The organism is Mameliella sp. LZ-28, assembly GCF_012274245.1.
In the GTDB taxonomy this organism is placed as follows: Bacteria; Pseudomonadota; Alphaproteobacteria; order Rhodobacterales; family Rhodobacteraceae; genus Antarctobacter; species Antarctobacter albus.
Genome location: NZ_JAANYX010000011.1, coordinates 131382 through 152604, shown reverse-complemented (window position 1 = coordinate 152604; position 21223 = coordinate 131382). Strand labels below are relative to the sequence as shown.

Here is a 21223-nt window from a genome sequence, read left to right as displayed (position 1 = left end):
CGTGGACGGGCGTGCCCGCCCTCTTGTCCCGCAGGAAGGTCAGACCGGCCCGGTGACGTCCAGCGACGTGCCGCGAAACTGGGCATCCACCCTGTAGTGGGTCATGAGCATGTCGCGGCTCAACAGGGTCGCAGGCGCTCCGCTGGCCACGATCCTGCCGGACTGCATCAGGTAGACCTTGTGGCAATAGCGCATCGCAAGGGTCAGGTCATGCAGGCACATCAGCACGGTCCGCCCCCGGCGCCGGACCTCGTCCAGCAGCACCAGCTGATAGTGCAGGTCCAGGTGATTGGTCGGTTCGTCCAGCACGTAGACCTGCGGATCGCAGGCCAGGAGCTGGGCAAAGTAGCAGCGCTGCAGCTCTCCGCCGGACAGCCGCTCGGCGGATTGATCCGCCTTGTCGGTCAAGCCGACAATCCCCAGCGCCTCGTCGAGGCGCCTCCGGATTTCGCCCCGTCCCAGGCCTTTCGCCTCGAGCCCAATTTCCACGATGTCCCGGGGCGTCAATCCCGCCAGCAACCCCGCGCTTTGCACAAGGGCGCCCAGCACCTGTGCCCATTCCACGTGGCTATGGCTGTCCATCTCCCTGCCAAAGGCCTCAATCCGCCCCGAAGCTGGCCGCGTGGCCCGGTAGAGCGTGCGTAAGAGCGTTGTCTTGCCGGCGCCGTTCGGTCCCAGCAAGCCATGGATTTCCCCTTTGGGCACGCACAGGGACGCGTCCTGTACAACGCCCCTGCCCTCGACAAAGACACTCAGGTTCCGGATGCAAAGGGCGGCATCCCGGCGAACAGGGTCATGCAACATGACGGATCCCCCGCAGGATGAGGATGAAGGGCGGCGCCGCGAACAGCGCCAGCAACACCCCAAGCGGCAGTTCCTCGGGCGCCAGAAGCACCCGGCACAGCAGATCGACGGCGATCAGGACCACCGCGCCAAGGGCCATCGTCAGGGGCAGCAGAACCCGGTGCCGGGCACCGGTCAGCAGCCGCGCCATATGCGGCACGATCAGACCGACAAAGCCGACGATCCCCGCCACCGACACCGCCAGCCCGGTCAAGAGCACCGTCGCCACGAAGATCAACAGCCGGATGCGGCCGATGCGAAACCCAAGCGCCTGCGCCCGTTCCTCGCCCAGCAGGGTCGCGTCCAGCGCGTTTGCGTTGCGCAGGGCGACCGCCCCAACCACGACAAGACTCAGGCCCAGCATCGGCACCTCATGCCATTGCGTGCCCGCCGCCGTCCCCATCAGCCAGCCCATCGCGTTGCGGGTGGCGTGCGGATCACCGACATAGAGGAAAAAGGCCGTCAGCGACTGGAACATCAGCGACACGGCGACACCTGCAAGGATCACCACCAGAGGGTCGGGCATCCTGCCGCGTCTCTGCGACAGGCCAATGGTCATGAAAAAGGCCAGCGCCGCCCCGAGAAAGGCGATGAGCGGCACGCCAAGCCGGTCGGTCATGCCCGTGGGCAGCCAGATGATCGCCGCCACCGCAGCGGCCGAGGCGCCCGACGACAGCCCCATCAGGTAGGGGTCTGCCATCGGATTGCGCAGGGCCGTCTGCATCAGCGCCCCTGCCAGGGCCAGCCCGGCCCCGATCAGCCCCACCGCCAGGACGCGCGGTATGCGCCACTGCCAGACGATCAGGGACAGTCCTCGCGGGGCGGTCTCATCCCGCATCAGGATGGCAAACCGGTCGGCCCAGGAGATCTGGGCCGTGCCCCAAAGGACACCGGCCAGGGCCACGAACAGCAGCCCCCCAAGGGTCGCGACCAACAGGATCGGAAACCGGGCGGGCACTTAGTCCAATGCCTTGAGCTGCGCATTCACACGCTCGACCCCATCGGCGAAGCGCATGCCAAGCAGGGTCTCCGAGAAGGGCACGACCACGTAGCGACCGTTCCTGACCGCCGACAGCTCTGCCAGTACCGGATCGTTTTCCAGGTAGGCCCGTTTGTCCGCAGCAGTAGACCAATCCGCCTCGATCAGCAGGATCACCTCGGGATCGGCGGCGACGACGCGTTCCCACGAAAGGTCGATCCAGGTGCCATGAACCTCGGAACTGATGCTGTGCAGGCCGGCAGTACGGGCCAGCAGCGCCGGGCCGCCGCAACAGCCGATGGAATAGGGCGTATCCGTCCCGCTGTCATAGATGAACGCGGTCCGGCCACCGCCCGCCGGGTCATTCTGAACCGCGTCGATGCGCGCCCGGGTTTCGGCGATCAGCGCGTCGGCACGGTCCGCCACGCCAAAGATGTCACCGATCACCTCGATGTCGCGCAGGATCGGGGCCTGTGTCAGGGGAACGTCCTTCGGATGCGCGGCCTTGCAGGAGGCATCGGCCAGATAGGTGCCCACCCCCAGGTCATGCCACTTTTGCGCGGCACCCAGGTTGTCCTCGGAAAAGGCGGAACCGAATCCCGCGAACAGGAAGTCAGGCTCTTGCGCAAGGACGACCTCGGCGGCGGGGTATTTCTCTGCCAGCACGGGCACGCTGTCATAGGCCGCTCCCCATTGCTCGGGGATGGCGTCGTCCATGTAGGCGGTTCCGACCATCCGGTCCTGCAGGCCAAGCGCCAGCATGACCTCGGTGGCCTGCTGGTTGAGCGTGATCGCCCGGCTGGGGGGCGCGTCATAGGTAAAGGACGCGCCGCAGCTTTCGACAGTCACCGGGTCCGCTACAGCCGCTCCGGCGGCCATTGCAAGGACGAAACTGAGTTTAAACGGGTTCATGGGTGTCTCCGGTCCTGTGAATCAAAAGATGTCGGGGGATTGCGCCGGCGCCGATCGCCTTGGTGACGACCGCGCGAACATCGGCCACGTCGGTCACCCGGTACCAATGGCCTTCGGGGTAGTGCACGATCACCGGGCCGGCGTTGCAGGGAAACAGGCAACCGGTCGTCGTCACGAGGCAGTCGGCGCTGACGCCCGCCCGGCGCAGTTCGGCCTTGAGAACATCGGCCAGATGAGGCGCGTCCTTGAGGTGGCAACGCGGACCGGCACAGACCAGCAGGTGATGGCGAAACTCCGGCGGCGCATCCCAGCCCTTGCCCAACTCGCCGTCCGGCAAAGGGGCGATGCGCGATGCCGGGACCCGCGCCCGCGCGGCATTCCGCACCAAGCCGGCGTCTTCCTCTGCCGGGCGCGCAAAAAACAGCTCGGGCGCCGCTTCGCCGCGCTTGTGCAACCAGCTTGCCGCCGCCCCGGGCAGCCACCGTTCCAGGCTTTGTGAAAACGGCAAGCCGATGGGCCGCAGCTGAATCCGGCTGGCGCCCTCGGCGGCAAGGGCGTCCAGCACCCGCCAGAGGTTCTGCCCCTCGCCTTCGAGACGCAGGGCGACCGCATGGCACGGGGCTTCCTGAACCAGAGCATCGGCCAGCTTGCGGAACCGGGTGGCGCTGACGTAACTCGCTGAAATCAGGAATACATATGCGTCCATGCCCAGCCCTCGTTCAGAGGAAACAGGCAAGCGCACGGGACCGGGCCCTGTGGAACTGTCATCTTGTCCTCCTCGGGCCCGCCGCCCGATTGGTTGCGATCAATTGATGGCAGGTCTCCTGACTCGCGGATCAAAGCGCGCCGTCCCTTCCCGGATCGCAGTCGATCCAGTGGATTGACGGGTTGCTCACCGCTTACAGTTGCGGGGGCAGTCACGGAATTGAGAGAGGTCTCTCGCACCGTGTTCCCTTTTCAGCCGCTCCGGGGTTGACCCGAACGCAGCACCATCGCCGCAACTGGTGACATGGAAAACCATCACTGTCCAGAACCTTCGCCGCCCCGTCGCGGAAACCGGCCGGCAGTCATGTCCCTGCGCGCGGCAGGGTCGCCGTCGCTGTCACGGGGACGATTTTCGCGGTGAACCGCCCTGCGTTCCGAAGATGTCTGATCTGGAGGTTCGCGCCATCCTCGGTCAAGTAGGGAGCGCGAGTCAGGCAGCAGTGGACCCTTTCATGATCAAGGATTTTTCGTTTTCGGCACTCAACATGGGGGTGTTGGCCACCTTCGTCGGCTATGCGGCCTCCTTTGCGATCGTTCTGGCCGGGCTGACGGCAATGGGCGCCTCGGAGACCCAGGCCGCGACCGGCCTGTTCTTTGCGACCATCGGCATGGGGATCTGCAGTATCTGGCTGCCCATCGTCACGCGCACCCCCGCCGCGGTTGCCTGGTCGACACCCGGCGCCGCCTTTCTTGCGGCAACGGCGATGCTGGCCGGAGGGTTCGGCGAGGCGGTAGGTGCCCTGATCATCTGCGCCCTGCTGATCGTCCTGACAGGGGTCATCCCCGGCCTGGGGCGCGCCGTCGCGGCAATCCCCAAGCCGATTGCAAGCGCGCTGCTGGCCGGGGTCCTGCTGAAGCTCTGTCTTGCGCCGGCGCTTGCGCTCGGGAACCTGCCACTGCTGGTCCTGCCCATCGTCGTGGCCTGGGTCGTGGGCCTGGCCTGGAATCGCCTGGCCGCGATGCCGCTTGCGGTGGCAGCCTTTGTCCTGGTGCTGTTCCTGGGGGTCGACCCGTCGGCACGTACCGACGCGTCTGCGATCAACTGGGGCCCGGTGCTCGATATCGTGCCGCCCAGCTTTTCCCCGCTCTCGGCAATCTCTGTGGCCTTGCCGCTCTACCTGATCACGATGGCGGGGCAGAATATTCCGGGCTTCGCGGTGCTCGAGCTGAACGGCTATGGCGTCAACCGCCCCTTCCTGCTGCGCAGCACCGGCATCGTCAGCCTGCTCATCGCCCCTTTCGGCGCGATCCCGGTCAACATGTCGGCGATCACCGCCTCGATGATGGCCGGAGAGGACGCCGGGCGCGACCCGTCCGGCCGTTACTGGGCGGCCATTATCTCGGGTGTCTGCTATGTCGCGCTCGCCTTTGCCGCGACAGGTGTCACCGCGATGGCCAGCATTGCGCCGACAGAGGTCATCACCGCCGTTGCCGGTCTGGCGCTGATACCCGCCTTTGTTGCCGCGACAACCGCCGCGTTTTCCCGCGCCGACCAGCTGGAGGCCCCGGCCCTGACCTTCCTGATCGCTGGCAGCGGCATGTCGATGTTGGGGATCAGCGGCGCATTCTGGGGGGTCCTTGCAGGCGTCGCCATCTGGGGTTTGAAGGCGTTTTTGCAGCGAGAGCCGGCCGTCAAGCAGTAACCGGGAAGGCATAACCGCCCCGACGACGACCTTGGCCCGTGTTTCGGCACGAAACACGCACCTGCCATAGAGACCAACCAGACGGTCGGCTCGACCGAGGTCCTGAACGTATGAACATGTCGTTTCCCCCTTGCCCGCCCCCGGGCAAGGGGCGGAGCGTCGGTTGGCCGCCAGTGCCCTGGCCTGCACTTGCCAAATCGCGCAAGCGAGAACGAGCGACCATCGGGGCCACAAGCGAAACAATACGTGTGACCAGGACCGGTGACAAAACGCATAGTTGTGTTAAAGCTTTACACAGGGTTGCGTTAGCCCCTAATGTTTCAACCAATTATAATCACCATCGAAAAACAGGGACATATCTCATGGCAGACCCATTCCTCGGACAGGTCACGATTTTCGCGGGTAACTTCGCTCCGCGCGGCTGGGCGTTTTGCGACGGGCAGCTTATGCCCATCAGCCAGTACAGCGCGCTTTTTTCAATCCTGGGCACGATCTACGGCGGTGATGGCCGCACGACCTTCGCCTTGCCCGACCTCCGCGGCCGGATGCCGATCGGACCGCGTCACGGCCCCGGGCTTTCCGACTATCGCGAGGGCCAGAAGGGCGGCGCCGAAACCCGGACGCTGAACATAACGAACATGCCGTCGCACAACCACGCCGCTACGGCGCAGATGCGGGCCGAGAGCCGCAACGGATCGGTTCCCGATCCGTCGGGCAACATCCTGGCCGCGGGCACCAACATCTTCCGGCCCAACTCCCCGTCCGAAGATGTCGTCATGGATGCGGCCGCCGTGAACGTCACGGTACAGAACAACGGTGGCCAACAACCGTTCAACATCATGAACCCCTATCTTGCGATCAACTACATCATCGCGCTGGTGGGCATCTTCCCCTCGCGCAGCTAAGCCCGCCAGAACAGAAAGGAGAACGCCATGAGTGTTCTGTTGACAGTGTCGCGCCGGGCCGTGCTTGCGGGCAAGGCGGCACTTGCGGGGCTGGCCGCCCTGCCGGGGGCCGCATTTGCACGCGGAGAGGCCGCCGGACCCGAGGCGCTGAACGGCGCACCTGCGGCGGCGACCACCGGCGCGCTGCGCCCGCCACGCTGGCACGACGCCACCGCCGAAGAACTAATGCCGCTGGTCGGTGACAGGTTCCGGATCTCCACGCCCCAGCACGGCAACCTGGTGTTGCGGCTCAAGGCCGTCGAAGCCGGTCGCTCGGGCATGGACCGCCCTAGACATCTGCCGCGCCGTGAAAGCGTGACGGTTGTCTTCGACAGCCCGGACAGCGCGCCGCTGGTGGCCGATGGCGACGGGCTGCACCGGGTCTGGCACCCGCGCATGGGCGCCGCCGATCTCTACATGACGGCTGTGCCGCGCCGTTCGGGCGGCGCCGACATCGAGATTGTGCTGAACTGAACGTGGACACGCAAAGTCCGCGATTGCGCCCGGTCCGCGACGCGGACCGGGCGTTCCTACTGGCTCTCTACGCGGAGACGAGGGAAGACCTGGCCGCCCTGCCCTTGCCGCCCGCGGCACTGACACAGATGCTGGAAATGCAGTTCGACGCACAGGGTCAGTCCTATGCACGGGCCTTTCCCGGTCACGACTGGGACATCATCCTGCATCAGGACAGGCCCGTCGGGCAGATACGGGTTTTGCGCGGGACGGACGGAATCCGCACCATTGACCTGTCTCTGCTGATCGACTTCCGTGGCCAGGGCATCGGCAGGGTCCTCCTGCGCAATCTACAGCAGGAAGCCCGAACCGCCGACCTGCCCCTGAGACTGAGCGTCGAACACGGAAATGTCCGCGCCCAGGTCCTTTATGACCGGTTGGGTTTTGTTCCCGTCGACGACCTCGGAGCGCATCTCGAGATGCGCTGGACCCCGCAGACCGGACCCTAGCTGAAGTTGATCTCGTAGCGGGTCTCGTCCCCGACCTGCGCAAAAGGAGACAGGAAGAGGGCCGTCTCTCCGAGACCGGGCAATGCCATCGGCCAGGCCCCCTGTTCCAGGATCGGGGTGACAGGCCCGACAAGCGTCAGCGTGAATGGCGCGCGCATCCCCTCCTCGGGGGCATCGCCCTTGGGATCGATCCGCGTGATGCGCAGTTCCATCGGACCTTCCGGTGTTGTCACCGTGACCGGCTCTCCGATCAACGGCTCGAAACTCTCAGGCGTCAGCGTGGCAATGTCCATATCGGGGCGGCTCCGGGGTCAAAGGCGAATGCTCTCCTGTTCTTGCAACCTTGTGGGGGCTTTTCAAGCGCCCCCGAACCGCATAAGAATACGCGAGCGGAAGACCATATAATCTCTTTTAGATTGTTGCTCGAAACAGAAGGTGGATCTGATGGCGGTATTCGATTTCAATGACGGCGGCGCGTTAGTCAACTCGAACGGGGCAACCCCCAGCATCACCTTCGACGAGGAGGGGATCACCTTTGTCCTCAGTTCGGCGGCTGGGAACCCGGGCACGGAAACCGTGGCCTACTCTCCCGACACGATCGAGCAGCTGAGCATCTCCGATTTCACCACGGGCGGTGCCTTTACGCTGAACATCGCGGGGACGGAGCCGAACCAGTATTTCTCGGGCAACGGGCTGCAGTTCACCATCGGCACCTACCTGTCCGGGACCTGGAACATCACCTTCGTCGCGGTCGATCCGAACAATGGCAACGCGCTCCTGCCCGGCAGCAACTATGTCGTCACCAACGCGACGACCTCTGGTCAGGTCATCACCGTTCCGGACAGCGGGGCGGTCTATTCCCAAATCCGCTTCACCGCCAGCAACCCCGGCACCAACACGATCACCATCGACAACCTGACCGCCAACCTGCTTTGTTTCCTCGAAGGCACGCGGATCGCGACCCCCGAGGGCGAAAAAGCGGTTCAGGATCTGCGTGCGGGTGACCGCGTGCTGACCGCCGGGGGCGGGATCAGCACCGTGCAATGGCTGGGCGAACAGCCGGTCGAGACCACGCTGTCCAACCCGTCCAAGGTCAACCCGATCCGCATCCGCGCCGGTGCCCTGGCCGAAAACGTGCCGGCCCGCGACCTGCTGGTGTCGCCCGATCACGCCATCGGCATCGACGGGTACCTGGTGAATGCTTCGGCGCTCATCAACGGCAGCAGCATCACGCGCGAAGCTCAGATGCCTTCCGGCGGCTTCACCTATTTCCACGTCGAAACCGGTACGCATGAACTGCTGCTGGCAGAGGGCTGTGCGGCGGAAAGCTATGTCGACTTCATCGGCCGCGAAGGCTTTGTCAACGGCACCGAGCGGGCCGAGGCGCCGGCGATCCCGGAAATGGCCGCGCCGCGCATTTCGGCCGCGCGCCACTTGCCGCCGGCGATCCGCGATGCCCTGGCCCGGCGCGCCGAGGCACTTGGCCTGGCCTCCCGCGCTGCCTGAGCCGACCGGGACAAGCCCGGCTTGCGACGACGTGACCGACGGCCCGCGGAGTGATCTCCCCGGGCCGTTTTCCTTGCCCCGCCCCTGACAGAAAGCCCAACCGCCCCATGACCCGGACCGCAGCGCCCACCGATGCCGCCGCCCTGGAGGCCGTCAACGCCGAACTGGCCCGCATCACCCGACACCAGAACGCCGGGCGCTTTGCCGAGGCCGGCACGGCACTGGACGCGCTGCTGGAGCAATACCCGGGCCATCCCCGGCTGATCCATCTCAAGGCCCTGAACCTCGCGCAATCCGGAGACCCCGAAGCGGGGATGGCACTGTTGCAGGACGTGGTTGCACATCAACCTGACGACGCGGTGGCCCTGGTCGACCTGGGGACCTTACTGGCCCAGGCAGGCCGCATGGAAGAGGCCCGCGAACAGTTCGAGGCCGCCGTCGAAGCGGCGCCGAACTATGCCCTTGCCCAGGCAAATCTTGGTGCGGCGCTTGTTCTGGCCAAGGACTATGCCCGCGCGATCCCCCGCCTGGAACGCGCCATCGCGCTGGACGGCTCGGTGCTGGACCTGCATCTGAACCTTGCGCAGGCCTACCTGCGCACCGGCAACATCCAGCATTCGGTGGATGCGCTGTTCCGGGCGCTTGCCGTCGATCCCAACGCCATCGCGGTGCATGTGAACCTCGCGGCGGCGCTCTATCGTCGTGAGCGCCACGAAACCGCCGAGCACCATGCAAGACGCGCCATCGAACTGGGGCCGCGCACCGGAGAGGCCTGGCTGCACCTTGGCAATATCCTCGCTGCCTCGGGCCGCATGGACAAGGCCGCCGATGCGCTGATGACTGCCGCCGCTCTGCCGGGCATGGCGCTGTCCGCCCTGGCGCGGCTGGTGCACCTGCGCAAGACCCGCGCGGACAGCCCCGAATGGACGAACCTGCTGAAACTCGCCGAACAGGCCGACAGCCTGGCCGACGAGGCACGGGCCACGCTGGAATTCGCCCTGGGCAAGGGATTTGACGACCTTGGAGAACATGGCACCGCCTTTGCGCATTACGCCGAGGGCAACCGCCTGACCCGCAAGGGCCACCCCTATGACAGCCGCCCCCATACCGAACGTGCGGTGCGGATGCGCGCCCTTGTGACCCCCGCTCTGCTGGACCGCCACAAGGACGCCGGGCTGCGCAGTGTCGCCCCGATCTTTGTCTGCGGGATGCCCCGCTCCGGCACGACGCTGATGGAACAGATGCTGTCCCGCCACCCGGAGGTGCAAGCCGGAGGAGAGATGCTGGCCGCGCAACGGTCTTTCCAGTCCAGTCCGCGCCTGCGCGCCGTGCTGGAGGAACGCGAACCGGACGCCAGCCTGCAGGATGACGATTTCACCAGCCTGGGTGAGGAATACCAGGCCTTCCTGCACCGCGAGGGCCTGCGCCGCTCCCGCGTGACGGACAAGTTGCCGGGAAATCAGCTCTATGTCGGCCTGTTGGCACTGGCGCTGCCCGAGGCAAGATTCCTGCTGATGCGGCGGCACCCGCTGGATTGCCTGCTGTCGAACTGGGTCCAGAACTTCGGTACCAACCAGCCGGTCTCGACCGACCTCGCGGACCTGGCAGAGGCCTACCGTCAATTCGACCTGAACGCCAAGCACTGGGCCGCCGTGTTGCCCGATCGCGTCCGCGAAGTGTCCTACGAGGCGCTGGTGGCCGATCCCGAAGGCATGGCGCGGGAGGTGCTGAACTTCCTCGGACTGGACTGGTCGCCAGATGTGCTGGATCACACCACCTCGTCGCGGCAGGTCAACACCGCCTCCGTGGCGCAGGTCCGCGAACCGGTCTATGGCACGTCGGTTGCCCGCTGGCGTCGCTATGGGGCGCATCTGCGCCCGCTGGCAGAGGCCCTTGGCGATCTCCTTTCGGAGGACGAGCGCGCCGCCTGCGGGCTGTGAGCGGGTGGCCCTCAGGCCACCTGCCCTTCGGACCCGATGCCGGAAATCGCCTGGATCAGGTTGTCTTCGGTCACCTCGTCCGAGGTGAAGGTCCGCATGATCCGGCCCGAGTACATGGCGACAATCCGGTCACTGACATGCAGCACCTCTGGCATTTCCGAAGATATGACGATCACCGCATACCCCTGCGCCGCCAGTTCGCGGATCAGGTTGTGGATCTCGGACTTGCTACCCACGTCGATCCCCCGTGTCGGTTCATCCACGATCAGCACGTTTGGATGCATCGACAGCCATTTGCCGATCACGATCTTCTGCTGGTTGCCTCCGGACAGGTTGCCCACGGTCTGCTTCCAGCCCGGCGTCCGGATGTCCAGCTTGTCCCGGTACTGATCGAAGATCGCGATTTCCGACCCTTCGGCGACAAAGGGCCCGGCCTTGAGATCGTCGACCTGCGGCAATGTCATGTTGTCCCGGCAATTCATGCCCAGCACCAGCCCCTGTCCCTTGCGGTCCTCGGGCACCAGTGAAATCCCCTTGGCGATGGCATCGACCGGGGAACGGATCACGGTTTCCTCACCGTCCAGCAGGATTGTCCCGGCACTGGGATCGCGCAGCCCGAACAGGGTCTCGGCGATTTCGGTTCGGCCCGCGCCGACCAGCCCGTAGAACCCAAGGACTTCGCCCCGGCGGACCTCGAAACTCACGTCCGCATAAAGGTCGCCGCAGGTCAGGCCACGCACCTCCAGCGCGACGTCACCAAGCGCGTGATGGCTGACGTTGCGGCTGAGATCCAGCGTGCGCCCGATCATCAATTGCGTGACCTCTTCCTCGTCGGTCTGCGCCGTTTCCAGCGTGCCGCGATACTGCCCGTCGCGCAGAACGCTGATCCGGTCGGTGATCTTGAAGATCTCTTCCATGCGGTGCGAGATGTAGATGATCCCCACGCCCTGCGACTGCAGGTCGGCGATCACGTCGAACAGCACCACCTTTTCCGCATCGGTCAGCGAGGCGGTCGGTTCGTCGAAGATCACCGCCTTGGCCTCGACCGTCAGGGCGCGGGCGATCTCGACCATCTGCTGGTTGGCGATGGACAGGTCGCCGACGCGGGTCCGCGCGTCGAAGGTGACCTTCAGCTTGGACAGGATGTCGTTGGTCCGACGCTCCAGCGTGGCCCAATCCACCAGGCCGAAACGCTTGCGTGGCAGTTCCCCCAGGTAGATGTTCTCGGCCACGGTCAGTTCCTCGGCCAGGCTCAGTTCCTGGTGGATAAAGACGATGCCCTTGGCCTTGGCCTCCAGCGGCGTCCGCATCACGGCGGGTTCCTCACCGATGTAGATGCGCCCCTCGTTGGGCTGAAGGATGCCGCCAAGCACCTTCATGAGGGTCGATTTGCCGGCGCCGTTCTCGCCCATCAGGGCATGTACCTCGCCGGGCATCACGCTGAACGACACGCCGTCCAGCGCCCGCACGCCCGGGAAGGTCTTGACGATGCCCTCGAGGCGGAGGGCCGGGGTTTCAACGCTCATGTCTTCAACTCCTCTTTGCCCTTGAGGTTCAGCTGCCGGTCCAGGAAGAGGACCGCGATCAGGATCAGGCCGATCACGAGGTTCACGGTCTCGGTATCCGCGCCGATATGGGACAGCCCCTTGCGCAAGAGCTGGATCGCCAGCACCCCGCCAAAGGTGGACACGATCGACCCTGCCCCGCCTGTCAGCTTGGTGCCGCCAAGGACCACGGCCGTGATGACCCAGAGCTCGTAGAGCTCACCGTCGTTGGGATTGACCGAACCGCTTTCGGAATAGAACACGACCGCCGACAGCGCCGCCAGGAATCCGATGATCATGAAGTTGATCATCATGTGCGGCCCCACCTTGATCCCGGCATTGACCGCCGCCTCTCGGTTGTCGCCGATGGCATAGGCGTTGCGCCCATGCACCGTGCGGTTCATCAGGAACCAGATCGCCGCCGTCACCGCCAGAAGGAACCAGGTGGCCGTGTGGATGCCCAGGAACTGCGCCTCGGCGAAATCGACCAGGGTCCAGTTCAGGTGGCTGGTGGGCTGCTCGCCGTTGTACATGAAGACCAGCCCGCGATAGCCCAGCATCGAGCCCAGGGTGACGATGAAGGCATCGACCCCGGTCTTCCAGACGATCAGCCCGTTCAGCGCACCCAGCAGCGTGCCGGTGGCCAGCGCCGCCAGCCAGGCCATCGGGATCGCCCAGTCCCCCATGCCGCCGAAGATCGGCCATGTCATGCTGTCCAGCAGGACAATGGCGCTGAGCGCGTAGGTGGCGCCCACCGACAGGTCGATGTTGCCGTTGACCATGATGATCGTCATGCCCATCGCGATGATCCCGATCGGCGCCGACTGCTTGAACAGCAGCAGCATGTTGTCGAGATCCATGAAGGCTTTTTCGCTGAGTGACAGGAATTCGCCCGCCACGGTGAAAAAGACCAGTTCCAGAAGGATGAAGCCCCAGATGGCGCCACGCTTCAGAAAGGTGCTGAGTGTCCCTGCTTGCATGATCTTTCCTCCTCAGGCGATGGGTGACCAGAGGCGGCCGCGCTTGGCCGCGATGTCCAGCCAGACGGCCAGGATGATGATGACCCAGGTCACGACGTACTGGACGTAGAACTGCAACCCGACCAGCAGCAGGCCGTTCTGGATGAACCCCAGGATCAGCACGCCGATCACCGTCTTGAAGATCGTCCCTGACCCGCCCATCAACGAGGCCCCGCCAAGGATGACCGCCGCCAGCACCTCCAGCTCCAGCCCCTGCCCCACGGTGTTCTGCGACCCCAGCGAGCGGCTGGCCTGGATCAACCCGGCAGTGGCCACGCAGAAGGCCGAGACAAGGTAGCAGGTAAAGACGACCCGGGCACGGGGAATGCCTGAGAAGGTGGCCGCGGTTCCGTTGCCCCCCACGGCATAGACCTTGCGGCCGAAGGGGGTCTTGGCCAGCCCGATTCCCAGCACCGCGGCCAGCAGAGCAAAGAGGAGGATCGGCACCGGGATGCCGATGATCTCTCCCTGGCCGAAGACACTGAACCAGGTGCCTTCCTTGTCGGCGATGTCCATGTTCTGCCCGCCGGAATAGGTCAGCGTCAGCCCGTGGATGGCCGAGAGCATCCCCAGCGTGACGATCAGGGAATTCAGTTTCAGGTAGCCCACGAGAAACCCGATGAAGGCTCCCAGGCACAGTGTCATGGCGAACATAGCCGGGATTGCCAGCGTCGGGCCGATCTTGTCGTGCAGGTCCAGCACCACGATGGTCGAAAAGGACATCATCGACCCAACAGAAAGGTCGAGGTTGCCGCTGATGACCACGAAGGTCACCCCCAGCGCCATGACGCCCAGGATGGCCGAGGACCGCACGACACCCATGATGTTGTCGGGGTCGAGAAAGCGCGCATTGGCAAGCGAAAAGCCGACCATGAACAGAACGAACGCGATGAGAATGCCCTGCCGGGCAATCTGCCCTCCGAGATCTCTCTTGGTGATGTGAGCCATTGCTCCCCCCTCTTGCCCCAATGCGGGACCATCAGGGAGACCTAGCGCCCCGCGACGGTTCCGCCTCCCTCCGGGGCGTCCTTCAAACCAGTGTCATGCCGCCGTCGATCATCACGATCTGACCGGTCATGTAATCGCTCTCCTGCGAGGCGAGGAACGTCGTCGTTCCGGTCACGTCCGCCGGCGTGGCGACGCGGCCTTTCAGGATCACCGAGGAAAACTCCTCCATCGCCTGGCCCGGATGCTGGGCCGCGCCGATGTCCATCAGGTCACGGTCGACCTGTTCCCACATCTCGGTGGCGACAACGCCGGGCGCAAAGCCGGTGACGGTGATGTCGTGCTTGGCCAGGTCGCGGGCGGCGGATTGCGTCAGTGCGACCACGCCCCATTTCGACGCGCAGTAGGGCGCGACGTTGTCATACCCCTGGCGGCTGGCGACAGAGGCGGTGTTCACGATCTTGCCGAAAGTGCCCTGCCGGATGAACTGCCTGGCCGCCTCCTGCATGCCGATCAGGCAGCCCAACCCGTTCACCCCCATGATGAAGTTCCAGTTCTCCTCGGTCACGTCGAGGAAATTCATCGGCTTGTTGACGCCGGCATTGTTGAACTTGACGTCCAGCTTGCCGAAGGCATCGACCGTATGGGCGATCATGGCCTGAACGGTGGCGCGGTCGGTCACGTCGACCGGCGCATGGGTCACGCGTCCCCCACCGGCGGCGGCCCTGTCCTGGCTGGCCTCGGCCACGGCGGCCACCTTGCTTTCGTTGATATCGGCGAAACAGACGTCGGCACCCTCATCCAGGAGCGCCTCGCCGATGGCGCGGCCAATCCCCTGGGCGGCACCGGTGACAATGCAGGATCGTCCGGACACGCGGCCCATGTCGACCTCCCAACCAATTCCTGTAGGCAACTGTCAGGCCCGGGCGCGCCGCTCGCGCGCCCGGGACCGGGTCGGTCTCAGAAGACCGGCTTGGTGAAATCGCCCATGTTGTCCTGGGTGATCTTGGGCGTGTCGAAATAGTTGAGGAAAGGCACGTCCTCACCGTTCAGCACGTCCAGCGCGGTCTTGAGCGCGGCCTCTGCGTCATCCACCGGCGACTGGTAGATCGAGCCCCAGTATTCGCCGCGTTCCATCGCCTCGTACCCCACCGCAAAATTGGTGGCGCCGACAAAGATGATGCCGTCGCGGCCCGCGGCCTTGGCGGCGTTCAGCGCGCCCACGCCCATGTTGTCATCCCCGGCATAGACCCCGTCGATGTCGTCGTACTTGACCAGGAAGGCCTCCATGACCTTCTGCGACTTTTCGCGGTTCCAGTCGCCGGGCTGCGTCTCAAGGACCGTCACGTTCGGGCAGACCTCGGGCAGGCGATCGTCAAAACCCTTGGCCCGTTCGATGGCGGTGGTGTAACCCGGCTGGCCGGTGATGTGCACGATCTGGGCCTCGTCCTCGATGCCCATTTCCTTGAACTTGTCGCACATGATCTCGGCCGAGCGCGCGCCCTGGGTGATGTTGTCCGGACCCGAGAAGGAGGCCACGAAATCGAACCCCGCATCCGCGATGTTCGAATTGGTCACCACCACCGGGATACCAGCCTTGTGCGCCTTGCGCACCGCGGGGATCACGGCCTCGCCGTTGGTCGGCCAGATGATGATCGCATCGACCGCCTGCTGGATAAGGTCTTCCATCTGGGCGATCTGGCGGGCAACGTCGCCGCCCCCGTCCAGCACGACCACCTCGACGTTGGGATTGGCCTCGGCCGCGGCGATGAAGGCCTTTTCATAGGTGGTCTGGTAGCTGTCCACACCGACGTTGTTCTGGGTGATGCCGATCCTGTAGCTCTCGGCCTGCACGGCCCCGGAAATTGCAACCGTGGCTGCAGTCGCGGCGAGAACGGTACGAAGTTTCATCTGGGTCTCCTCCCGGATTGTCATTTCTTGTCCAATTCCCCACCTCCCAGGGGGAATCGTCACCCGGCGCGCCGGGCAACTGAGGTGAATGTGGGGCTTTTGCCCGTTCCGGACCCCGGCAAAAATATCCAGTTTGAACATTGTGAAGTCCAGATTGGACAAAATGGCTGTACGCTGATCCCCGCAATTTGAACATCTTGCGGAGGTGTCGAGATGGGCCGGTCAAGGTCATCCGATTTGAACAATTCTGCGCCCGGCGCAGGCAGCAATCCACGAGAGGCCCCGAAGCGACCGATGAACGCGATGGACGGACATACCGAAGACCGGATGCAGTCCCAGCTGGCTACGGGCGACATGCTGCATGTCCTCGCCTATCTCGAGGAATGCGAGAACGAGCGCGAGGATACCATCGAGCTCAGCGCGCCCAACCCGGTGTTTCGCATGGCGATGCATCTGATCAAGGGCCACCTCGAGGCACGGATCACCACGCCGACCTCGCTCATCGCCGCCGCGAACGTGCCCTATGCCACCGCAAACCGGCGGCTGAGGGACATGATCGACGCCGGGATGATCGACCAACGCCCGCGCACCAAGACCGGCAAGAGCTTTTCCATGCATCCCAGCGAAAAGCTGCTGGACCAGTGGGCGCGGCTGTCGGGTCGGGTGCGACGCCTGACCGAAACCTATTTCGGCTCCGACACGAGCGCGGCGGAGGACCGCGATTATTACTTCGGCGGCTCCTACATGACGACCCGCTCGATCCCGCCGATCCAGGTCCTGCCCGAGCCGCTGAAAGTGGCGGGCGGCATCCGCGTGCTGGTGCATGGCGACCCGACCTTCATGGTCATGGAAAACCTCAAGCGCCAGTTCGAACAGGTGATCGGCAGCGACATTCACCAGCGCGCCTTTTCCATCGACCGGCTGCGCGAAGAGGCCCTGCGCAACGCCGACCGCAAGACCAGCCGCTACGACATCATCGCGCTGGATCTGCCCTGGGTTGGTGAATTCGCCTCCAAGGGGGTGTTGATGCCGCTCGATGATGCAATGGATGTCGAGCGTCTTGATCCCGCGGATTTCCACACTGCCGGATGGAAGGCGACCCACTGGGGCGGACGCCCCTACGGCGTCCCGGCGCAGACGACGCCCGAATTGCTGTTCTACCGCCGCGATCTCTTTGCCAAGGCGGGACTGGAACCGCCCGCCAGCACCGACCAACTGCTGGAGGCCGCCCGCCACATGCACGACCCGAAAAAGGGCCGCTATGGCATCGCCTGGAACGCGGCGCGCGGCACGGCGCTGGGGCATACCTTTCTGATGACGCTGGCCGATTTCGGCCAGCCGGTCCTGGACCTGCCCGAGGTTGCGGGCGGGTTCGCCACCGAAGACCTGGCCACGCGCCGGCACCGGATCACCATCGACACAGACAAGGGGCTGATGGCGGCGGAATACCTGCTGGAGCTCCTGCGCTATTCCCCGCCCGACATCCTGTCCATGTCCTGGTACGAACGCGTCCGTCCTTTTGCGGCGGGCAAGATCGCGATGGCCTATGGCTATACCTTGCTGGCCCCCTACTTCGAGCTGGACCCGTCCTCGCCCGCCTTTGGCCAGACCGGCTATCTGCCGCATCCCCACGGGCCGGGCGCGGCCAACGTGGCGCCCGTCGGTGGCTATGTCATGGGCATTCCCGCCAACATCGCGCCTGACCGCCTGCCCGCCGCCGCCGAGGCGCTGCGCGTCTTCACCAGCGCCGAGGCGCAGAAGCTTTACGTTCAGAACGGCAGTCGCACCAACCCGCGTTATTCCGTCGCCGCCGATGCTGAGGTGCGCCGCGCCTCGCCCCTCTTCGAGGCGGTGGATGCCATGTCCTGGCGCGACGAGCTGCAGTTCTGGCCGCGACCGCCGGTGCCCCAGATCACCGGAATCATCCAGGTCTGCGGCGAGGAATTCCACGACATGCTGCGCGGGCTGATCCCCCCGCGCGAGGCGTTGCAACGGGCCCAGCAGAGGGCCGAAGCGCTGTTCGCATGACACGGGACATCATGATCCGAGGAGGAGAGACTCATGGACCCCAACCGCCTGCAAGGCAAGAACATCCTGATCACCGGCGCCGCCCGCGGCATGGGTGCCGCCAATGCCGAGGCCTTTGCCGCCCAGGGCGGCAACGTCTGCCTGGGCGACCTTGACGGCGACGCCGCGCAGGACATGGCCGCCAAGATCAACGCGGCCGGGAACGGCAAGGCCATCGGCGTCAGGATGGACGTGACCAAGCGCGAGGACAACGCCGCCGCAGTAGCCGCCACGGTCGAGGCCTTTGGCTCGATCAACGTCGGGCTGTTCAATGCCGGCCTCAACAAGCCCCGGTTCTTCATGGATATCGACGAAGACAACTGGGACATGATCATGAACGTCAACACCAAGGCGATGTGGCTGGGCATGCAGGAAACCGCCCGCCAGATGATCGCCCAGGGACCGATGGAGGATCACCCCTACAAGCTGATCAACGTGGGCAGTATCGCATCGCGCAAGCCGTTGGTGGACGTGACCGTCTATTGCACCTCGAAATACGGCTGTCTTGCGCTGACCCATTGCGGGGCGCTGGCCCTGTCCGAGCACAACATCACCGTGAACGGCTATGCGCCCGGTGTCGTGGTCACGCCGCTGTGGGAACAGCTGGACAAGGACCTGGTCGACATCGGGTTCAAGCAGAAGGCCGGCCAGGCCTACGAGGACATCGCCCGCGACGCGCTGCAGATCAAGCGCGTCTCCTATCCCGACGACATCACCGGCACCGCGTCTTTCCTGGTCAGCGATGACAGCGACTACATGACCGGCCAGATGATCCATATCGATGGCGGCTGGTGCATCCAGTAACCAACTGATTTCCTGAAATTTTCAATCATATGACCGGGACGGCCACGGCCCCCGGAAGGAGAGCCTCATGTCGCGCGCCCTGATGCCGAACCTGCTGACCCCGCAGGATCTTGAACCGAACTGGAAATGGGAGGGCCGTCTGCCCGCCTGGGGCCACACCTCGGTCGATTTCGAACGCCGGATCGATCACGACCGCCTGCGCCGCTACCGGCTGGCCCGCACGCGGCAGGCGCTCCAGAACTCGCCCGCGGGGACGCTGCTGCTGTTTGACGTGAACAACATCCGCTATGTCAGCGCCACCAAGATCGGCGAGTGGGAGCGGGACAAGATGTGCCGCTTCTGCCTGCTGACCGGCGACGACAGCCCCTATGTCTGGGACTTCGGCTCTGCCGCGATGCACCACAAGAAATTTTCCGACTGGCTGGAACCGGATCATTGCCTGGCCGGTGTCGTCGGGATGCGCGGGACGATCCCGCCGGAATTCGGCCTGATGCGGAAATACGCCAAACAGATCGCGGGGCTGATCCGCGACGCGGGCATGGCCGACATGCCGGTGGGGGTCGATTATGCCGAAACCGCCATGTTCCACGCCCTGCAAGAAGAGGGCCTGCACGTGGTCGACGGTCAGCAGATCATGCTGGCGGCGCGCGAGATCAAGAACTGGGACGAGATCCAGCTGCTGACCCAGGCGGCCAGTATGGTGGATGGCGTCTATCACATGATCTACGAAGAGCTGAAACCCGGCGTGCGCGAGAACGACATCGTCGCCCTGTCGAACAAGATGCTCTACGAGATGGGCAGCGACGACGTCGAGGCGATCAACGCGATCTCGGGCGAGCGTTGCAACCCGCATCCGCACAACTTTACGGATCGCTATTTCCGCCCCGGCGACCAGGCCTTCTTCGACATCCTGCAAAGCTACCAGGGTTATCGGACCTGCTATTACCGGACCTTCAACATCGGCCGCGCCACGCCCGCACAGAACGACGCCTACGTGAAGGCGCGCGAATGGATCGATGCCTCGATCGCCATGATCAAGCCCGGCGTGAGCACCGACAAGGTGGCCGAAGTCTGGCCCAAGGCGGAGGAATTCGGCTTTCCGAACGAGGACGCGGCCTTTGGCCTGCAGTTCGGGCATGGGCTGGGCCTTGCCCTGCACGAACGCCCCATCATCAGCCGCGCGGTCAGCCTGGATCACCCGATGGAAATCCAGACCGGCATGGTCTTTGCGCTGGAAACCTACTGCCCGGCGGAGGACGGCTACTCGGCCGCGCGCATCGAGGAGGAAGTGGTGGTGACCGAGACCGGCTGCGAGGTGATCAGCCTCTTCCCCGCCGAAGACCTGCCCATCGCCAACCGTTATTGAGGCGCGGCGGAATACGCCCCGCCCTACCGGTTCGCGTAGGGCGGGGGCCACCCCGCCGTCCCCGGAGGACATCATGGCCGACACCAAGACAAACACCGAAGACTACCTGCGCATGTACCGCCAGATGGTGCGCATCCGCACCTTCGAGGACAACGCAAACCAGCTTTACCTTTCCGCCAAGATGCCGGGGCTGACGCATATGTATTCCGGCGAAGAGGCAGTCGCCGTGGGCATCTGCGAGGCGCTGACCGATGACGACCGCATCACCTCCACCCATCGCGGTCACGGCCATTGCGTCGCCAAGGGCGCGAATTTCAAGGAGATGTTCTGCGAACTCCTGGGCAAGGAGGAAGGCTATTGCCGGGGCAAGGGTGGCTCGATGCATATCGCGGACCAGGGCCACGGCAACCTGGGCGCCAATGCCATCGTTGGCGGCTCGATGGGCATCGCCACCGGATCGGCCCTGCGCGCGAAACTCCAGGGGTCCGATGACGTGACCGTCTGCTTTTTTGGCGACGGGGCCACGGCGCAGGGCCTGCTTTACGAGGTCATGAACATGGCCGCACTGTGGAAGCTGCCTGTGATCTACGCCTGCGAGAACAACGGTTATTCCGAATACACCCGCACCGACGAGATCGCCGCCGGGTCGATCACCGCCCGGGCCGAGGCCTTTGGCATCGAGGCGCACCAGGTCGACGGTCAGGACGTTCTGGCCGTCAACGACCTGACGCAGAAACTGGTCGCACGGGCCCGCAAGGGCGAAGGCCCCTTCTTCGTCGAACTGATGACCTATCGCTATCACGGCCACCATGTCGGCGACATCAACCGCGAATACTATCGCTCCAAGGACGAGGAAAAGGACTGGCGCGAGAACCGCGACCCGATCACCCGGTTCCGGGCCTGGCTGGTGAGCGAGGGCATCGCGAGTGAGGACGAGATAGAGGCGATGAACGCCGAGATCGCCGAGGATGCCTCTGCCGCCGTCGAATACGCCTTGGCGGCGAAGTACCCCGATGTGTCCGAAGTGGACATGCACGTTTTCACCGACATCGAACACGCCTGCGCCTGAGGGA

Annotated in this window: 20 protein-coding genes and 1 riboswitch; of the genes, 10 read left to right on the top strand and 10 right to left on the bottom strand. The window is 64.8% G+C overall.

Going from position 1 to position 21223, the window contains the following annotated elements; translation table 11 throughout:
- Positions 1-39 precede the first annotated feature (39 nt).
- Genes G9Q80_RS07305 through G9Q80_RS07290 form a run of 4 tightly spaced genes read right to left on the bottom strand, consistent with a single transcriptional unit; the run spans position 40 to position 3440 of the window.
- Positions 40-804 carry an ABC transporter ATP-binding protein gene (locus G9Q80_RS07305; RefSeq protein WP_088713873.1) on the bottom strand — a complete coding sequence of 255 codons (765 nt, stop codon included), beginning with the start codon at positions 802-804 and terminating at the stop codon, positions 40-42.
- Positions 794-1801: a FecCD family ABC transporter permease gene (locus tag G9Q80_RS07300; RefSeq protein WP_232788122.1), complete on the bottom strand. Its 1008-nt coding sequence runs from the start codon at positions 1799-1801 to the stop codon at positions 794-796. Before G9Q80_RS07300 ends, G9Q80_RS07305 begins: the two co-directional genes overlap by 11 nt.
- Positions 1802-2734: an ABC transporter substrate-binding protein gene (locus G9Q80_RS07295; protein ID WP_088713874.1), complete on the bottom strand. Its 933-nt coding sequence runs from the start codon at positions 2732-2734 to the stop codon at positions 1802-1804.
- Entirely contained in the window at positions 2721-3440 is a 720-nt protein-coding gene (locus tag G9Q80_RS07290) for a (2Fe-2S) ferredoxin domain-containing protein (RefSeq protein ID WP_088713875.1), read from the bottom strand. The genes G9Q80_RS07295 and G9Q80_RS07290 overlap by 14 nt, the downstream gene beginning before the upstream one ends.
- A 91-nt stretch (positions 3441-3531) precedes the next feature.
- Positions 3532-3743, bottom strand: a riboswitch (cobalamin riboswitch).
- 208 nt (positions 3744-3951) lie between these two features.
- Here G9Q80_RS07290 and G9Q80_RS07285 point away from each other — a divergent pair.
- From G9Q80_RS07285 to G9Q80_RS07270, 4 genes are all read left to right on the top strand, one after another.
- Positions 3952-5142, top strand: coding sequence for a benzoate/H(+) symporter BenE family transporter (locus G9Q80_RS07285; protein ID WP_088713876.1), 1191 nt, complete (start codon positions 3952-3954; stop codon positions 5140-5142).
- Between the two features lie 362 nt (positions 5143-5504).
- Complete coding sequence (locus G9Q80_RS07280; RefSeq protein ID WP_088713877.1) at positions 5505-6047, top strand: phage tail protein; 543 nt, start codon at positions 5505-5507, stop codon at positions 6045-6047.
- Positions 6048-6074: 27 nt separating this feature from the next.
- Positions 6075-6560, top strand: a complete 486-nt coding sequence (locus G9Q80_RS07275) for a DUF6916 family protein (RefSeq protein WP_069210672.1) — start codon at positions 6075-6077, stop codon at positions 6558-6560.
- 2 nt (positions 6561-6562) lie between these two features.
- The gene (locus tag G9Q80_RS07270) at positions 6563-7048 is read left to right on the top strand and encodes a GNAT family N-acetyltransferase (RefSeq protein WP_088713878.1); all 486 of its coding nucleotides are present in this window, start codon (positions 6563-6565) and stop codon (positions 7046-7048) included.
- Here the strand turns inward: G9Q80_RS07270 and G9Q80_RS07265 are convergent.
- Positions 7045-7341 carry a DUF6916 family protein gene (locus G9Q80_RS07265; RefSeq protein ID WP_074620971.1) on the bottom strand — a complete coding sequence of 99 codons (297 nt, stop codon included), beginning with the start codon at positions 7339-7341 and terminating at the stop codon, positions 7045-7047. The two genes, G9Q80_RS07270 and G9Q80_RS07265, sit on opposite strands and share 4 nt — an antisense overlap.
- Positions 7342-7492: 151 nt before the next feature.
- On the opposite strand from G9Q80_RS07265, the gene G9Q80_RS07260 reads away from it, so the two are divergent.
- Together G9Q80_RS07260 and G9Q80_RS07255 are read left to right on the top strand one after the other, a co-directional pair.
- A complete protein-coding gene (locus tag G9Q80_RS07260; protein ID WP_069210675.1) occupies positions 7493-8554 on the top strand; it encodes a Hint domain-containing protein in 1062 nt (353 codons plus the stop codon).
- A 107-nt stretch (positions 8555-8661) separates the two neighbouring features.
- Positions 8662-10494, top strand: coding sequence for a tetratricopeptide repeat-containing sulfotransferase family protein (locus G9Q80_RS07255; protein WP_088713879.1), 1833 nt, complete (start codon positions 8662-8664; stop codon positions 10492-10494).
- 11 nt (positions 10495-10505) lie between these two features.
- Here the strand turns inward: G9Q80_RS07255 and G9Q80_RS07250 are convergent, their stop codons facing one another.
- The 5 genes from G9Q80_RS07250 to G9Q80_RS07230 all read right to left on the bottom strand — a co-directional run bounded on the left by G9Q80_RS07250 (position 10506) and on the right by G9Q80_RS07230 (position 15913).
- Positions 10506-12020 carry a sugar ABC transporter ATP-binding protein gene (locus G9Q80_RS07250; RefSeq protein WP_043145104.1) on the bottom strand — a complete coding sequence of 505 codons (1515 nt, stop codon included), beginning with the start codon at positions 12018-12020 and terminating at the stop codon, positions 10506-10508.
- Positions 12017-13018: an ABC transporter permease gene (locus G9Q80_RS07245; protein ID WP_074620968.1), complete on the bottom strand. Its 1002-nt coding sequence runs from the start codon at positions 13016-13018 to the stop codon at positions 12017-12019. The genes G9Q80_RS07250 and G9Q80_RS07245 overlap by 4 nt, the downstream gene beginning before the upstream one ends.
- A gap of 12 nt (positions 13019-13030) precedes the next feature.
- Positions 13031-14005 carry an ABC transporter permease gene (locus G9Q80_RS07240; RefSeq protein WP_043145107.1) on the bottom strand — a complete coding sequence of 325 codons (975 nt, stop codon included), beginning with the start codon at positions 14003-14005 and terminating at the stop codon, positions 13031-13033.
- 82 nt (positions 14006-14087) lie between these two features.
- Complete coding sequence (locus G9Q80_RS07235) at positions 14088-14885, bottom strand: SDR family NAD(P)-dependent oxidoreductase (protein WP_088713880.1); 798 nt, start codon at positions 14883-14885, stop codon at positions 14088-14090.
- A gap of 77 nt (positions 14886-14962) precedes the next feature.
- On the bottom strand, positions 14963-15913 hold the full coding sequence (locus G9Q80_RS07230) for a sugar ABC transporter substrate-binding protein (protein WP_043145336.1): 951 nt from the start codon (positions 15911-15913) through the stop codon (positions 14963-14965).
- 294 nt (positions 15914-16207) lie between these two features.
- On the opposite strand from G9Q80_RS07230, the gene G9Q80_RS07225 reads away from it, so the two are divergent.
- The 4 genes from G9Q80_RS07225 to G9Q80_RS27855 all read left to right on the top strand — a co-directional run bounded on the left by G9Q80_RS07225 (position 16208) and on the right by G9Q80_RS27855 (position 21219).
- Positions 16208-17941, top strand: coding sequence for an ABC transporter substrate-binding protein (locus G9Q80_RS07225; RefSeq protein ID WP_083242417.1), 1734 nt, complete (start codon positions 16208-16210; stop codon positions 17939-17941).
- Between the two features lie 33 nt (positions 17942-17974).
- Positions 17975-18784: an SDR family NAD(P)-dependent oxidoreductase gene (locus G9Q80_RS07220; protein ID WP_069210680.1), complete on the top strand. Its 810-nt coding sequence runs from the start codon at positions 17975-17977 to the stop codon at positions 18782-18784.
- A 67-nt stretch (positions 18785-18851) separates the two neighbouring features.
- Entirely contained in the window at positions 18852-20150 is a 1299-nt protein-coding gene (locus G9Q80_RS07215) for a M24 family metallopeptidase (RefSeq protein ID WP_088713881.1), read from the top strand.
- Between the two features lie 73 nt (positions 20151-20223).
- Positions 20224-21219: a thiamine pyrophosphate-dependent dehydrogenase E1 component subunit alpha gene (locus G9Q80_RS27855; protein WP_069210681.1), complete on the top strand. Its 996-nt coding sequence runs from the start codon at positions 20224-20226 to the stop codon at positions 21217-21219.
- Positions 21220-21223 lie beyond the last annotated feature (4 nt).